Raw genomic sequence first — 14,332 nt, 5'->3', positions numbered from 1 at the left:
CGGCGCGGGGCGGACGTACGGGTCCGTCGTCAGGCCACGATCTCGACGGGCAGCGACGTGAAGCCGAGGATGAAGTTGGAGTGCAGCCGGACCGGCTCCCCCGCCGTGCGCAGTGCGAGCCCGCTGTCGAGCAGCGCGGAGAAGGCCTCGGTCAGCTCCGCGGTGCCGGCCGGGGCGCCGATGCACCGGTGGATGCCGCTGCCGAAGGACAGATGCCGGTTGGGGCTGCGGGTGATGTCGAAGCGGTCCGGGTCCGGGAACTGGTCGGCGTCCCGGTTGGCGGAGACGTTCCACAGGGTCACGACGTCCCCGCGGGCGATGTCCACGTCGCGGATCCGGGTGTCGCGCACGGCGACCCGCTGGACGTAGGCGTTGGTGGAGCTCCAGCGCAGGATCTCCTCCAGCGCCGAGGGCAGCAGCCCCGGCTCGGCGCGCAGCCGCCGCCAGGCGTCGGGGTGCTCCAGCAACGCCAGGATTCCGGCACAGGTGGTGTACGAGGAGGTCTCGTTGCCGCCGACGGCGATGTTCATGCAGTTGTACAGGATCTGCTCGTCGTCCAATGGCCGACCGTTGAGCTCGGCCCGCAGCAGCATGCCGACGGCGTCGTCGCGCTCGGGCCGGTCGCGGCGCTCCTCCAGCAGATCGGCGAAGTACGCGAAGATCTCGCTCTGGGCGTGGGCCAGCCGGATCCGTTCGTCGCCGCCCAGGTCGGACAGGACGGGATCGCGGTAGCCGACCATGCGCCGGGTGAGCCCGACGATGTGGCGGGCGTCGTCGGGTCCCACGCCGAACAGCGCCATCAGCGCACCGATCGGCAGCAGCGGGGCGAAGTCGAGGGCGATGTCGCAGCCGCCCGCCGCGCGCATCCGGCGCACGCCGTCGCGGACCAGCCGGCGGACCTGGTCCGTGACGCGCTCGACCATGGCGGGGCCGAACGGGGGGTGCAGGGCCCGCCGCAGCAGGCGGTGCCGGGGCGGGTCGGAGGCGACGAGCATGTCCCCGGAGGCGGTGTCGCCGCCGGTGCGGAAGGAGCCGCCGAGGATGGCGCCGTGCGCGGAGCTGAAGGTGTCGTGGTCGCGATAGGCGGCCAGTACGTCCTCGTACCGGGTGAGCGCCCAGAACCCGGGGCCGTCGGCGGAGGGGTTGCGGTACACCGGCGCCTCGGCCCGCAGCCGGCGGAACACCTCGTGGTGCCGACCGGCGGCGAAGGGAGCGACATCGGTCAGGTCGACGGTGGTGATGGCGCGCATCGTCACACCGCCGCCCGAAGCCGGGGTTCCAGGGTGCGGGCGATGTCCCGCAGCACCGTGAGCTCCAGGATGTCGCTGAACTCCAACAGCACGCCGGTCTCCCGCTTGACCTTCTGGCGGACCCGGAAGGCCAGCATGGAGTTGCCGCCCAGGGCGAAGAAGTCGTCGTTGGCGCCCACCTTCTCCACGGCGAGCAGTTCGGACCAGACGGCGGCCAGGATGCGCTCGCTGCGGGTGGCGGGCGGCTGGTGGTCGCGGCTGCGGGCCGTCTCCGCCGCCAGGATCTCCAGGAGCGCGGCACGGTCGCGCTTGCCGTTGTCGGTGGCGGGGATCTTCGGCAGGATCATGATCTTTCCCGGGACCATGTGGTCCGGCAGGGTGTCCTCGGCGAACGCCCGTACGGTGTCCGGCAGCAGCGGGCCGCGCCGCTCGACGAAGGCGGCGAGGACGCGGTCCGGGCCGTCCCCCACGGGGACCACCGCGACCTCGCGCACCTGGGGGTGGCGGGCCAGCAGCCGCTCGACCTCGCCGGGCTCGACCCGGTAGCCGCGGATCTTGACCTGGTGGTCGGCGCGGCCGACGAAGTCCAGCTGGCCGTCGGGGCGCCGGCGTACCAGGTCGCCGGTGGCGTACATGCGGGTGCCGTCCGCCCGGAACGGGTCGGGCAGGAACTTCTCGGCCGTCAGCGCCGGGTCCCCGTGGTAGCCGCGGGCCACTCCGTGGCCGCCGACGTGCAGCTGACCGGTCCCTCCGGGCTCCACCGGGTTCAACGCGTCGTCCAGCACGTAGAGGTGGGCGCCGTCGACGGCCTGCCCGATGGGGACGCCGTCCGCGTCCTCGGCCAGCTCGCGCACCTCGAAGGCGGAGCACGCCGTCGTGGCCTCGGTGGGTCCGTACAGGTTGAACAGCCGGCCGGTGAACTCGCCGGACAGCAGGTCGCGGCAGGTGTCGGCGAGGAGGGCGTCCCCGCCGGTGTGCAGGATCCGCAGCGGCGCGAACGCGTCCCGGTCCTCCCGGACCACGTGGTTGACGGCCATGGTCGGCACGAGCATCGCCGTCACACGCAGCCGCCGCAGCGTGCGCTGGAGATCGGAGGCGAGCAGATCCGGCAGGGCCGGGAGGACGACGATCTCGGCGCCCTGTGCGAGGGAACACCAGGTCTCGAAGTGGAACGCGTCGAAGGACAGGCTGGATATCTGGCCGACCCGGTCCTCGCCGGTCAGCTCCGGAAGCGCCGGGTTGCGGGCGAAGCCGACGATCCCGCGGTGCTCCAGCACGGTCGCCTTGGGCCGGCCCGAGGAACCGGAGGTGAACAGCACACAGGCCGCGTTGCGGGGCCGTACCGTCACCTCCGGCCGGGGCAGGCGGGCCGCCGGATCGGGTTTCGGGAGGGGCAGGACGTGCTCCGCCGGGATCTCCGCGGCCCACTCGGGCTCCGCCAGCACCACCCGGGCGCCGCTGCCCTCGATCATCATGTCGCGCCGGGCGCGGGGGTAGCGCGGGTCGACGGCCACATAGGCGGCGCCCGCCTTCAGGACCCCGAGCAGGGCGGCGAAGACGCCCACCCCGCGCCGGAGAGCGAGGGCCACCCGGCCCTCGGGCCGTACGCCGGCCTCGATCAGGGCGTGGGCCACGGCGTCGGAGTACGAGTCGAGCTGGGCGTAGGTCAGCGCGGCCGCGGTGTCCCGCACCGCCGGCGCGTCGGGGTGCCGCGCCACGGCGTGGCCCCAGAGCTCGGTCAGGGTGCCGGCCGACGGCGCCCCCGGCTTGCGTTGCGTCATTGCGCTCCTTCCTCGAGGTGTGCGTGCGCGCGCTGGGGGGCGCGGAGCGTCTCCAGCACATGGCGGCGGGTCGTGGCGTCGGTCAGCAGGTCGGCGCGCGCCGTGTCGACGCGCACCGAACGGGTGCCGCGGGCGCCGGGCCACGCGGGGATCTCCGGCTGCTTCCGGGACAGGAAGTTGACGACCGAGCCGTCCCAGGCCGGGTGGTCGGTGCGGTAGGCCGCCACCAGGTAGGCCAGCCAGTCGAGGAAGCCGCCGACCAGCGGGGCCAGCGCCTCGTCGCCGTCGTCGCCGTCCTCGCCCTGTTCCGCGAGCGAGCGCCGGACCGCCTGGGTCAGCTGGTGTTCGGCGTGGCCGAGGAACCTCTTCGACGGTGTGCGCAGCAGCTCGGTGTCCCACCAGGACGGCAACGTCGCCGGCGCGCCGACCGAGACGAGCAGTTTGCGGTACTCGGCCTCGACGGCGTGCGGCGTGGACGGCTCCCCGTCGAACAGCAGCACCCGGGCACAGCCGGTGAGGACGGCGGCCTCCTGGGCGAGCGGGGCGGCCATGCAGTACCCCAGCACCGCGTGCACCTCGCCGACGGAGCCGGCGACGGTGTCGAGGGCCTGCCGCGCGTACGCCGTCGCGGAGGTGGCCCGGGGCAGCGGAGGGGCCATGAGCTGACGGACGTCGTATCCGGCGTCCGTCAGCCGCAGGTCCGACACCCGGGCCTCCGGGCGGCGCCCGGGGTAGTCGAAGACCAGCACGACCGGGGCGCTCATACCGCGCCTCCCGCGACCGGCGCCAGGCAGCGGCGCAGCTCGGCGATCACGGCCGCCGGCGACTCCTGGACGAAGAAGTGGGACCCGGGAAGTACCCGGACGTGCGCGGCAGCCGTCGTCTCGGCCGTCCACGGCAGCCGCTCCAGGGTGTCGTCCCGGCCGTACAGCGCCCATACGTCGCAGGACAGACGGGCGGACGGGGCCCGGTAGGTGGCGAGCAGCTCGACGTCGGCGGCCAGGACCGGCGCGGTCAGGTCGACCAGTTCGGCCAGCAGTGCGGGGTCCATCGGCGACACGGCCCGCAGCATCCCGGCCACCTCGCGTCGCAGCTCCTCGTGGTCGAGGGGCCTGCCGTCGTCCAGCGCCGCGCGCGCCGCGGGGGGCGGGCAGGCGGCCACGACCAGGGCGTCGGCGGTGACCCGCAGGGCCACGAGTTGGGCCAGCAGTCCACCCATGCTGTGGCCGAACAGCACCAGCGGGGCGCCGGTGCCGTCCGCCCGGCGGGCGCGCAGTTCGGCGGCCATGTCGTCGGCGAGACGGGCCATGTCCTCGGCGAAAGGCTGTCCGTAGGTCGTCTCGCGCCCGGGCGGACAGGCCACGGCGAACCGCCAGTCGGCCGGGAGGGCCTCCCGCCAGCCGCGGTAGCCGGCGGACCCGGAACCGGCGCACGGGAAGGCCACCAGGTCCACCGCTGTTCCCCGGTCTGCGGCGGGCGTCCCGGCCGGGCGGGACAGGAGATTCTCGTACACGGTCACCGGGCCTTCTGAAGCGGCTGTACACGGGCGGCCAGGGCGCGCGCGGACGGTGCGAGGAAAAGGTCCTGGATCGACAGGGCAACCCCCCTCTTCCGCAGGTCCGCCGTACACAGCGCGGCCAGGAAGGACGATCCGCCGTGCCGGAAGAAATCGTCGTCCGGACCGAACTGCGCGGCGTCGAGCCGCCGCTGGAAGACCTCCGTGATCTGCGGAATCAGCGTGTCGACCCCGATCCCGGAATCATTTCCGTCCGCCCGCGATCCGGGCTGATTTTCAGCAGGTCGAGACAAGGGAACCCCTAGTGCCAAAAGATGGTGGTCGGCGCCGTGAAAGGCAGCCTTCCCCTGGAGATCGAGCGATGACTGTGGCCCGTGGAAAGCCGCGAAGAAAAAGCAGCGTGCAAAGATGTATCGGCGGATCGGATATCCGTCAACGGTGGTGATCAACGCGGGACCCCGGCGGTGCGGGGGCGAGCGCGGCGTCGCTCCCCGGGCACGACGCCGGGCGACACGGCTCGACACCGGGCGACGCGGGCACGGAACGACGCCGGACCAAGTCGCTCGCGCCGGGCCGGTGCGCTTCGACCCCGGACCGGTGTGGGCGACGTCGGCGCTGTGCCGCCCTACGCCGGACCGGTGTGGGCGAGGCCGACCCCGTGCCGGTCCGCACCGGACCGATGCAGGCGACGCCGACCCTGTGCCGGTCCGCACCGGCCCCGTGCCGGTCCGCACCGGCCCGACGCGGTCGACGCCGCCCCGGAGTCCGTCCACGCCCGCCCGGAGTCCGGCGAGGATCGCTCGGGACGGATGTTCAACTGCCCACCGCGTGCAGTCGAGCGGTGCCCGGTGTGCCGGTCAGGTCCCCCGCGACGTCCTGGCAGATCTGGGCGCAGTCCAGCAGCAGTTCGGCCAGCCGGGGCCGGCAGTGCCGGGGCAGGGCAGCGGCGATGGTGTCGCGGTCACGCGCGAACACCCCGCACACGCTGAGCATGCGCAGCAGCGAACGCCCTTCCTCGCTCTGCCGCAGGGAGGGGTCCCGCTGCAGCCCGTGCACCGCTCTCGCCAGCTCGTCCGCCTCCCTGGCCGGCCGTGCGGGAACCACCGAGACGATGCGCCGCGCTGCGGCCGTACGCTCCCGGACCGCGCCGGAGCAGCCCGCCGGGACGACGCTCTCGCCCCGGCGCATCCGGTCGCGCACGTCCGCGACGGTCGCCGCCGAGATGCCGGCCTCACGGGCGATCTGCCGCATCGACGCACCCGGGTCACGCTCCAGCAGCAGCCGGGCCCGCTCGCGCCCCGCGGCGGCGTCCACCGGGCGGACCCGCCCGTCCTTGCCGACCCGCCGGCCGCCGCGGGCGCCCGCGCCGTCCCGGCGCAGGGCGGCCACCTTCGTGGCGGACAGCCCCGCCAGGGCAGCCACCGCACGGTCCGACCAGCGCGGATGGGACACGAAGATCCGCAGTGCGGCGGCGATCCGGTCCTCCAGGGTGAGCGGACGCCCGTGCGTGATGTTCAGGGCGACCGCGAGCAGGTCCGCCTCCTGCGCGGTGCCGTCGAAGAACCGCACCGCGACGGTCGTCCGCCTCCTGTGCGCGGCGGCGCGGAGCCGGGCGATCCCGTCGATGACCCGCATCGTCGGCCGGTGCACGACCAGCGGGGGAAGGGAGTCCTCCACCTCGGCCAGGATCCGCACATGGGCCGGGTCCTCGCCCGCCAGCCGTGGGCTGTCCCCGACCACCAGGCGGGCCACGTGGACCTGGTCCACGGCGGTGGCCGCGAGGACCTCGTCGCGCAGCCGGAACAGCCGCTGGGCGTCCACGGCCTCGGCGGGCGGAAGCCCACCGGCATTCATGTCCACTGCTCCTGAGTGCCGCGAGGAGGTCCGGGTCCCGGTCACTGCCAGCCGGAGTCGTCGGTGGTGACCCGGACGTGCGCGGCGCCGCCGTCCGCCGTCACGGGCGCGTCGGCCGGCGCCTCCGCGTGGACCTGTCCGGCGAGACCGAAGACGAGCGCGGCCGCGATGCCCGCCAGGGACGCGGCGAGACCGTTCACGAAGCGCATGGGGTTCCTCCTTGACTCCGTTCGGTGATCCGTCGCCGACGATTCTGGTCGGCCCCACAGCCCCGTTGAAGGGGGACTCCGACGGTCAAAGTGGCCATGGCCGAACTGGCCAGAAGGGCCGCGGCACGCGGCCGGCAACGGTTTTCGGACGGTCACGGCGTCGGGCGACCGGGATCTGTCCAGGAGGCGGAAAGGGTGTTCAGAAGGGTTGCGAGTCCTCTCCGGCGGCAGGCCGTTCCTCCGGGGCGTGTCCGATCCGGTAGGCACGGATGCTGACGACGGTCCAGCCCTCCCATCCCTCCCGGGCCGCGGCGGCCTGCCAGGCACGTGTGGCCACGCCGGCCGCGTCGACGGCCGACCGGGCACGCGTATAGAGCGCGAGGACGGGACGGGGACCGGTGTCGGGGTGGACGGTGGCGTGCTCGACACCCTCCGCCCGGGCGACCGCGTGCGCCGCCTCGAGCGTCAGCGGCGCGCCACTGGAATGTTTCAACTCGGTATGCACCAAATACATGAGAGCCAGGGCCTTGGGTTGTGTAGAGGGCGATTCCTACGCAGATAAAGTTCCGCAGCGGCCACCCTTCCCGCAGGTCAGGGCTTGTGGCCCGTAGTTAGACTGACGCGAGGTTCGCCGGAACAGCGGATATCGACCACTATTCCGCGAATCCGACCTGGTGGGAAACTGCTCAATGGGGGAAGGGCTCTTCTATGTCAGGGCAACTGGGTCTCGATCCCGTCGTGGAGGCTGTCTACCGGGCCATGCTGGCGCATCCGGACGACAGCGTCGGGGAAATGGCCGAGCGGCTGTCGATGCCGGTCGAGACGGTCCGCGGAGCGCTGGACACGCTGTCCGAACTGACCCTGGTGCGCGTCGGCGAGGACACCGGTTCGTCGCCGCGCGCCGTCAGCCCACCGCTCGCGATGCAGATCCTGCTGGCGCGCCAGGAGGCGGAGATCGCCGCGCGGAAACAGCGTCTGGAGGCGACCCGGGCGGCCGCCGCCGAACTCATCGCGGACTACGCGCATCTCCAGGATCTGGAGCCGGGGCTGGGCCTTCAGTACATCGAGGGCGTCGAGGCCATCAGGGACCACCTGGAGATGCTCAACAGCCAGGTGCGCAACGAGTTCCTGACGTTCGCGCCGGGCGGGCCGCAGACTCCGGCGAACATGAAGGCGTCCCAGCCGCTGAACCTGCTCCTGCTGGAACGCGGAGTCCAGATGAGGACGGTCTACCTCGACAGCATCCGCCGGGACGCCCCCACCATGGACCACGCCCGCTGGCTGGAGGAACACGGAGCCCATGTGCGCACGGTGCCCGGTCTCCCCAACCGTATGATCATCATCGACCGGCGGGTCGCGCTGGTCGCCGCCCGGGCCGGTGACACCGCGGCCGGCGCCTACATCGTCAGCGGTCCCGGACTGCTCACCATGCTGCTCAGCCTGTTCGACTACGTGTGGGCGGACGCGTCCCCGCTGGGCGAGCCGGCCCGGCCGACCCCGACCGGGCTGACCCGCGCTCAGGAGGAGGCGCTGCGTCTGATGGCGCAGGGCCGCACCGACGAGAGCATCGCCACCAGCCTGGGCGTGTCCGTCCGTACGGCCCGCCGGCTGACCGGCAGCGTGATCTCCAGTCTGGACGCCCGCAGCCGGTTCCAGGCCGGGGTGCGCGCGGTGCGGCGGGGCTATCTCTCTGCGCACGAGGAGTGAGGGAGCACCGGGCCGCACAACCGCGCGCGACGAGCAATTGAACTCGTCGCCCCACGCCGTCGGGGAGTCACCGGAAGCGGTGACTCCCCCTCCGCCCGTGTGTCACCGCGCGTCCGGGGCCGGCGTGTCGGCGGCCGCGGGCGCGGTCTTCGTCGCCGTCGCGGGCCGGGCGGCCTGCCGGGGTCGTACGAGTGCGGTGGCGGTGGAGGCCAGGGCGGGGACCGCCGCCACCACGAAGCAGGCGGGCAGGGAAAGCTGTCCCAGAAGCAGGCCCGCGGTCGTGGTCCCGCCGGAACTGCCCGCGTTGAAGGCGCTGTTGACCCAGGTGCCGGCCTGGATGCGCGTCTCCTCCGTGGCGCACTCGTCCGCGACGAGGTAGGCCGTGGACAGGGCCGGCGCGACGAACAGGCCGATGCATCCGACCACGACGACCAGCACGTAGAGATCGGAGACGGCCCCCGCCGCCGCCAGCACGACGGACAGGACGAAGGCCGACAGGAACAGGCGCTGCCTGCTGGGCAGACGCCACTTGCGCGCCCCGTACGCCATGCCGCCGATGGCGCTGCCCACCGAGAGGGCGGCTTGGATCCAGGCCACGGCCGCGACGCGGTCGTGCGCTTCCGTGAAGGCGACCACCAGCAGTTCCAGGGCGCCCAGTGCCATGCCCACGCCGCCTGTCACGACAACCGGGGCCAGCAGCCCGGCCCAGCCGCGCGCTCCCCCGTCCGTCGCCGGCCCCTGGCCGGAGCCGGTCTCAGGGCGGTCGTCAGCGGCGCCGCCGTCGCTCACCGGCTCCGTGCCCGGCTCGCCGGTCGCGGCGGGGGATGCCCGGCGCCGCAGGAGAGGGGAGGCGACCAGCGCGAGCGTTCCGGTCAGGACCAGGACGGCGCTGACGCCCACGCCGAGAGCAGGATGGCCGAAGGCGATGAACAGCCCGGCCACCAGGGGCCCGAACACGTACAGCAGTTCCTCCACGACGGTGTCCAGGGAGAAGGCGCGCTGCCGCAGTTCCTCGTCGGGCATCAGGTCACTCCACAGGACCCGCATCACCGGCCCGAGCGGAGGCGCGCAGGCGCCCGCCGCGAGCGTGAGGACCAGCAGCGTCCAGGGCGGTGCCCCCGGTCCCCACGTGGCAACCGTCAGTGCTGCGAGCAGGGCCGCGTAGACGGTCGCCATGACCGGCAGGACCCGCCGGGGTCCTCGCCGGTCGAGCAGCCGGGCGCGCAGTGGGGCCAGGAAGGAGGAGCTGAGCCCGAAACACGCCACGGCCGTGCCGGCCCAGGCGTAGGAGCCGGTCGCCTGGCTGAGCGCCACCATCAGGGACAGGAAGACGATGCCGTACGAGAAGCGGCCGACGGTGGCCGCGGCGAAGGTGCGCAGCGCCCAGGGCTGACGCACCACAGCGGAATACGAAGGTTTCCCGGAACGGGAAGACATAGGACATTCCCCATCGAACGTGGCACGCGTACGCGTGCCGGAGGCAGGCCGAAGACAGTGCAGCCTTGATCCGCAGCGAAGCGGAGGCTGTCTTCGGTCTACGCACGGTGGAGGAACATGCCGGAACCATAGCAGCACCCTCCTGACGGCGCTCGCCGCCGCGGAGGCCGTCGACGGCAGCCGCTGCGCCCATCGGCTTCCACAGCACGGCAGTTGGTCCGTGGTCCACCGCCGGGAGCGTCCCCGCAGGAGCACGTGTGTCCGATGATGTGCGCCCCCGCGGTGGCCCGCACCGGAGCGACGATGCGGGCCCCTGGTCCAGCACCCGCGCCGCGGGCGGGGGGATCCGCGCACAGGCGCTGCCCGTCCCGGCCGGCTGGACGGACGGACACCCAGGCCCTCGGTCTCGCGTCGAACTGGGTCACCGCATGGCCGCGTTGAGGCCGCTGCGGCAGGTGAGGCCGGGGTGACACGGTGCTTGTGCGCGCCGCGGCCGGAGGCGACGTGGAAGCAGGCCGGAGCCAGGACGGACACGCCCCCGACCCACGGCGGCCGCGACTCCACCGCTTCCAGGGCCGCCCGTTGCTCGCCGGGGTCGGCGATGCGAGCGGCCGGCCGGTCGCGGCGGTCCCCCCTCGTGCCGGAACTGCGCGCACGGCGGACCCGGTTCGGCCTCCGGGCCGTCCGTGAGGCCGGGCAGGATCTCCCTGATCAGCCGCACGGGCAGTCCGGACTCCGGCAGGGAGCCCATGGCGCAGACCCGCTCGACGGTCGACCGGCAGCAGTCGCGGTAGCCGTTGCCGAACCGGCCCGGGACGACCAGCCCCTCGTCCTCGTAGTACCGCAACGACCGCGCACTCGCCCCGCTGGTCCTGGCTGCTTCGCCGATCCTCATGCCCGTGGACAAGGCCCGGACGCTCCGCCGCGGACTTCCGGGCCGTGGACGCGGAAGGGCTCCCGCGGCGGTCCGGCCGGGGAGCCCTTCGGCGGGTGCGTGCCGGTGGTGGTGGGTGAGAACCCGGTCACCGGCAGGCGCGCCGCGTCAGCCCCCGGTCCGGGGGTGCCCCGGACCGGAGATGGCCGCACCCGGTCAGGGCGCGAGGAGGAGGCTGTTGCCGCGTTCCTTGGCGGCGGTGTAGCGCTTGGCGACGTCCTGCCAGTTGACGACCTGCCACATGGCCTCGATGAAGTCCACCTTCTGGTTCTTGTACTGCAGGTAGAAGGCGTGCTCCCAGGCGTCGAAGACCAGGATCGGGGTGGAGCCCTGGCCGACGTTGCCCTGGTGGTCGTAGACCTGCTCGACGATCAGGCGGCCGCTCAGCGGCTCGTAGGCGAGGACGCCCCAGCCCGAACCCTGGGTGGTGGCCGCCGCCTTGGACAGCTGGGCCTTGAAGCCGGCGAAGGAGCCGAAGGATTCGGCGATGGCGTCGGCCAGCTCGCCCACGCCGTCCTTCTCGTGCGGCTCGCCGCCGCCGTCGCCGGTCATGTTGTGCCAGTAGATGGAGTGCAGGATGTGCCCGGAGAGGTGGAACGCGAGGTTCTTCTCCAGGCCGTTGACCGAGCCCCACGACTCCTTGTCCCGCGCCTCCGCGAGCTGCTCCAGCGTGTCGTTCGCGCCCTTCACGTACGCCGCGTGGTGCTTGTCGTGGTGCAGCTCGATGATCTCGGGGCTGATGACCGGGGCCAGCGCCGCGTAGTCGTACGGAAGCTCGGGGAGCGTGTAAAGCGCCATGTCCGGCGTCCTCCTTATTGCCAATGATATGCAGCTGCACGCTAACAGCAAGAACGGTATCGCGCCGTCGGACGATGGACCTAGGACCCCCCTCCCGTGTCGGCGCGCCCCCGCCCCGGCCTGGGTATGCTCGCCGCCATGTCCACGGCTGATCTCCGTCCGACCCGGCGGCGAAGAGACCCGAGCCGCACGACGACCGGGAGCGGTGGGAAGAGCGCGTGACGAGCTACGACTACGAGAAGGACGGCGCGGCCATCTACCGCCGGTCCTTCGCCACCATCCGCGCCGAGGCGGACCTCACGGGCCTGCCCGCCGACGTCGGCCGGGTGGCGGTGCGGATGATCCACGCCTGCGGCATGGTCGACCTCGTCCGCGACCTCGCCCACACCCCGGCCGTCGTGGCCCGCGCCCGCGAGGCGTTGCGCGCCGGCGCGCCGATCCTGTGCGACGTGCAGATGGTGGCCAGCGGCATCACCCGGGGGCGGCTGCCCGCCGGCAACGAGGTGCTGTGCACCCTCTCCGACCCCGCCGTCCCGGAGCTGGCCGCCGAGCTCGGCACCACGCGCAGCGCCGCCGCGCTGGAGTTGTGGCGGGACCGGCTGGAGGGCGCCGTGGTCGCGGTCGGCAACGCGCCCACCGCCCTGTTCCGGCTGCTGGAGATGATCGACGAGGGCGCGCCCCGGCCCGCCGCCGTCATCGGCGTCCCGGTCGGCTTCGTCGGGGCCGCCGAGTCCAAGGACGCGCTGGTCGCCCACCCCTCCGGCCTGGACCATCTGGTCGTACGCGGCCGTCGCGGGGGCAGCGCCGTCGCCGCCGCCGCGGTGAACGCCGTCGCGAGCGAGTCGGAGGTGTGAGGGGGCGGTCGTGACGGGCGCACGCCCGCCGTCCGAAGGCCTACCGCCGCTCCCTGCGGGCGGCCGACGTGCGGTGTCGTGACGTCCCGCCCCGGTCCGCCCCACGCGGCCCGCCGTCCGGGTGTCAGCCGCCCGCGCTCGCCAGGGTCAGGGCCGCCAGGGCCTCCGGTGCGCCGGGCTGGTCGCGGACTCCGGGGAAGGCGTTGACGTCCACGATCAGCGGGACGCCGTCGCCCCGGTCGATGACGTCCACGCCGTAGACGTCCAGGGCGAACACCTCGCCGACCCGGTGGACCAGGGCGGTCCAGCCGGGCGGCAGACTGTCGGGAGCCAGCGGCCGTGTGGGGCCGCGGCCCCCGGGCGAGAGTTCGGAGCGGCGCAGGGCCGCGAAGACGCGGCCCCCGATCGCCCACAGTTTGTGGTCCCAGCCGCTGTTGGGCGCGAACTCCTGCACCACGACCGGCTCTCCGGGGCGCGCGGCGGCCAGCTCGCGCAGATGCGCGGCGCTGTCCACGCGGGTCACCAGATCGTGCTTGCGGCTGTGCCGGCTCTTGACCACCACCGGTCCGGGGAGGCCGGAGCGGCCGTCCCGCCCCTGCTCGTCGGCGAACCGGGCGAGCGTGGGGTAGGTGCGGGTGACCGCGAACGGCAGGCCGGCCCGCCGGGCGTGCTCCGCCATCGCCGTACGGTCCTGGCAGAACGCGGTCGCCGCGGCCGAGTTCAGCACCCGGGCGCCGCGTCGTTCCAGCGCGCGGGCGAGGGAGACCGCCCGCGGTGTGCGCGCCTTGAGCAGATACACGTCGGCGGGAGCCTCGGACGGCTCCGGGGGCTCGGCCGTCGCCGGGTCCAGCGTCCGCACCGTGTGCCCGGCGGCGAGCAGCGCGGTGGTCGCGGCCAGCAACGGGTGGGCGGGGTCGGAGGTGATCAGGCCGATCCTCATACGGCCTTGCCCGCCGGCACGGGAAGCTGCGCCGCCTGGCCGGCACCCGGCGGCGAGCCCTGCGCCCCGGCCGCTCCGGCCGGCGACACGGCGTCTGCGGCCGGCGGCACGGCCGTCGCGACCGCCCCGCGCTGTTCGGGCATCCGCGGCCGCACGGGCTCCGCCGGTTCGGCGGTCCGGGCGCCGCGGGCGGCCAGGGCGAGTACGGCGCGGGCCACCCGTGCGGCCGCGTCGGGGACCTGGCGGAAACTGGGGAAGTCGTTGACGTCGACCACCACGGGGCCGTCCGGACCCAGCACCACGTCCACGCCGTACAGATCGAGGCCGTAGACCACCCCGGCCTGGGCGGCGACGGCGGCCACCTCGTCCGACAGCGGCACCCGGCGTTCGGGCGCCGCGTGGTCGGGGTGGAGCGGGGAGCGGCGCTCGGTCGCGTACAACTCGCCGCCCACGCCGTACACCTTGATGTCCACGCCCGAGTTGGGGATGTACGGCTGGGCGATGAGCAGGCCCTCGCCGGCGAGTTCGGGGGCGAGCGCGGCGAGCCGGTCCGGTGACCTCACCAGGTGCACGGCCCGCCCGGAGCTGCCGTCGGCAGGCTTGACGACGATCGGGTACTCCGACTCCGGTACCTCCGCGAGGAGTTCGGGGCCGGCCGCCGCGTAGGTCGGCGGCAGCGGCAGCCCGCGGCCGCGGCCGATCGCCGCCGCCAGCGCCTTGTCCCGGACGCCGCGGATCGAGCGGGCGTCGTTGATGGTCGTCGTCCCGGCCGCGGCGGCGGCCTCCAGCAGGGTGAGTCCCGGGCCGCCGGAGACCGTCTTGAGCACCCAGGCGTCGTGGGCGGCGCCCTGGAGCGTCTCCGTCATGCGCAGCAGGGCGCCGCCCGGCCGCAGCACGTCCACCTGGTGCCCCCAGGACGTCAGCCGGCGGATCACCTCGACCGGCATGCCGTCGTGGCGGTACTGCTCCTCCACCAGAAAGCAGAGCTTCATCGATCTACCCCGACCCTCCGGACGCCCGCCCTCGTCGTCCGGCATTCCATGACGTCCCGT

The 14,332-nt window shown here is 73.7% G+C and carries 15 protein-coding genes; 2 read left to right on the top strand and 13 right to left on the bottom strand.

All coding sequences use genetic code 11. The features are described 5' to 3' along the window. Positions 1-29: 29 nt before the first annotated feature. The 8 genes from AB0N63_RS00190 to AB0N63_RS00155 all read right to left on the bottom strand — a co-directional run bounded on the left by AB0N63_RS00190 (position 30) and on the right by AB0N63_RS00155 (position 7,103). On the bottom strand, positions 30-1,250 hold the full coding sequence (locus AB0N63_RS00190; RefSeq protein ID WP_365521869.1) for a cytochrome P450: 1,221 nt from the start codon (positions 1,248-1,250) through the stop codon (positions 30-32). Between the two features lie 2 nt (positions 1,251-1,252). Continuing rightward, a complete protein-coding gene (locus AB0N63_RS00185) occupies positions 1,253-3,031 on the bottom strand; it encodes a non-ribosomal peptide synthetase (RefSeq protein ID WP_365521866.1) in 1,779 nt (592 codons plus the stop codon). Next, positions 3,028-3,795: a hypothetical protein gene (locus AB0N63_RS00180; protein WP_365521863.1), complete on the bottom strand. Its 768-nt coding sequence runs from the start codon at positions 3,793-3,795 to the stop codon at positions 3,028-3,030. Before AB0N63_RS00180 ends, AB0N63_RS00185 begins: the two co-directional genes overlap by 4 nt. Further along, positions 3,792-4,550, bottom strand: a complete 759-nt coding sequence (locus AB0N63_RS00175; protein ID WP_365521861.1) for an alpha/beta fold hydrolase — start codon at positions 4,548-4,550, stop codon at positions 3,792-3,794. Before AB0N63_RS00175 ends, AB0N63_RS00180 begins: the two co-directional genes overlap by 4 nt. Then, entirely contained in the window at positions 4,547-4,996 is a 450-nt protein-coding gene (locus AB0N63_RS00170) for a phosphopantetheine-binding protein (protein ID WP_365521858.1), read from the bottom strand. Before AB0N63_RS00170 ends, AB0N63_RS00175 begins: the two co-directional genes overlap by 4 nt. 364 nt (positions 4,997-5,360) lie before the next feature. Beyond that, positions 5,361-6,401: a winged helix-turn-helix domain-containing protein gene (locus tag AB0N63_RS00165; RefSeq protein ID WP_365521855.1), complete on the bottom strand. Its 1,041-nt coding sequence runs from the start codon at positions 6,399-6,401 to the stop codon at positions 5,361-5,363. Between the two features lie 41 nt (positions 6,402-6,442). Next, positions 6,443-6,610, bottom strand: coding sequence for a hypothetical protein (locus AB0N63_RS00160; protein WP_365521852.1), 168 nt, complete (start codon positions 6,608-6,610; stop codon positions 6,443-6,445). Positions 6,611-6,809: 199 nt separating this feature from the next. Continuing rightward, entirely contained in the window at positions 6,810-7,103 is a 294-nt protein-coding gene (locus AB0N63_RS00155) for a hypothetical protein (protein ID WP_365521849.1), read from the bottom strand. A 215-nt stretch (positions 7,104-7,318) separates the two neighbouring features. Between AB0N63_RS00155 and AB0N63_RS00150 the strand changes: the two genes are divergently transcribed. Continuing rightward, on the top strand, positions 7,319-8,317 hold the full coding sequence (locus tag AB0N63_RS00150) for a helix-turn-helix transcriptional regulator (protein ID WP_365521846.1): 999 nt from the start codon (positions 7,319-7,321) through the stop codon (positions 8,315-8,317). A gap of 102 nt (positions 8,318-8,419) precedes the next feature. Here the strand turns inward: AB0N63_RS00150 and AB0N63_RS00145 are convergent, their stop codons facing one another. The 3 genes from AB0N63_RS00145 to AB0N63_RS00135 form a co-directional block, all read right to left on the bottom strand. After that, positions 8,420-9,718, bottom strand: coding sequence for an MFS transporter (locus AB0N63_RS00145; RefSeq protein ID WP_365521844.1), 1,299 nt, complete (start codon positions 9,716-9,718; stop codon positions 8,420-8,422). Between the two features lie 457 nt (positions 9,719-10,175). Then, the gene (locus tag AB0N63_RS00140; RefSeq protein WP_365522878.1) at positions 10,176-10,649 is read right to left on the bottom strand and encodes a MerR family transcriptional regulator; all 474 of its coding nucleotides are present in this window, start codon (positions 10,647-10,649) and stop codon (positions 10,176-10,178) included. Between the two features lie 195 nt (positions 10,650-10,844). Then, positions 10,845-11,486: a superoxide dismutase gene (locus AB0N63_RS00135; protein ID WP_365521841.1), complete on the bottom strand. Its 642-nt coding sequence runs from the start codon at positions 11,484-11,486 to the stop codon at positions 10,845-10,847. Positions 11,487-11,704: 218 nt separating this feature from the next. Here AB0N63_RS00135 and AB0N63_RS00130 point away from each other — a divergent pair, with 218 nt between their 5' ends. After that, the gene (locus tag AB0N63_RS00130; protein ID WP_365521838.1) at positions 11,705-12,340 is read left to right on the top strand and encodes a precorrin-8X methylmutase; all 636 of its coding nucleotides are present in this window, start codon (positions 11,705-11,707) and stop codon (positions 12,338-12,340) included. A 124-nt stretch (positions 12,341-12,464) separates the two neighbouring features. Here AB0N63_RS00130 and AB0N63_RS00125 read toward each other — a convergent pair whose 3' ends face one another. After that, positions 12,465-13,280: an alpha-L-glutamate ligase gene (locus AB0N63_RS00125; protein ID WP_365521836.1), complete on the bottom strand. Its 816-nt coding sequence runs from the start codon at positions 13,278-13,280 to the stop codon at positions 12,465-12,467. Beyond that, positions 13,277-14,272 (bottom strand): hypothetical protein, encoded by a 996-nt coding sequence (locus tag AB0N63_RS00120; protein ID WP_365521833.1) that lies wholly within the window; start codon positions 14,270-14,272, stop codon positions 13,277-13,279. Before AB0N63_RS00120 ends, AB0N63_RS00125 begins: the two co-directional genes overlap by 4 nt. Positions 14,273-14,332: the final 60 nt, after the last annotated feature.

Source organism: Streptomyces sp. NPDC093260, from assembly GCF_040683715.1.
Taxonomy (GTDB): domain Bacteria; phylum Actinomycetota; class Actinomycetes; order Streptomycetales; family Streptomycetaceae; genus Streptomyces; species Streptomyces sennicomposti.
Note: the sequence above shows the minus strand (reverse complement) of the source record. Positions and strands in the feature narration are given on the sequence as shown.

Coding starts and splice junctions, on each gene's coding strand:
- AB0N63_RS00135 (WP_365521841.1), bottom strand. CDS start 11,486: ATGGCGCTTTACACGCTCCCCGAGCTTCCGTACGACTACGCGGCGCTG.
- AB0N63_RS00190 (WP_365521869.1), bottom strand. CDS start 1,250: ATGCGCGCCATCACCACCGTCGACCTGACCGATGTCGCTCCCTTCGCC.
- AB0N63_RS00125 (WP_365521836.1), bottom strand. CDS start 13,280: ATGAGGATCGGCCTGATCACCTCCGACCCCGCCCACCCGTTGCTGGCC.
- AB0N63_RS00120 (WP_365521833.1), bottom strand. CDS start 14,272: ATGAAGCTCTGCTTTCTGGTGGAGGAGCAGTACCGCCACGACGGCATG.
- AB0N63_RS00160 (WP_365521852.1), bottom strand. CDS start 6,610: ATGCGCTTCGTGAACGGTCTCGCCGCGTCCCTGGCGGGCATCGCGGCC.
- AB0N63_RS00185 (WP_365521866.1), bottom strand. CDS start 3,031: ATGACGCAACGCAAGCCGGGGGCGCCGTCGGCCGGCACCCTGACCGAG.
- AB0N63_RS00180 (WP_365521863.1), bottom strand. CDS start 3,795: ATGAGCGCCCCGGTCGTGCTGGTCTTCGACTACCCCGGGCGCCGCCCG.
- AB0N63_RS00150 (WP_365521846.1), top strand. CDS start 7,319: ATGTCAGGGCAACTGGGTCTCGATCCCGTCGTGGAGGCTGTCTACCGG.
- AB0N63_RS00140 (WP_365522878.1), bottom strand. CDS start 10,649: ATGAGGATCGGCGAAGCAGCCAGGACCAGCGGGGCGAGTGCGCGGTCG.
- AB0N63_RS00165 (WP_365521855.1), bottom strand. CDS start 6,401: ATGAATGCCGGTGGGCTTCCGCCCGCCGAGGCCGTGGACGCCCAGCGG.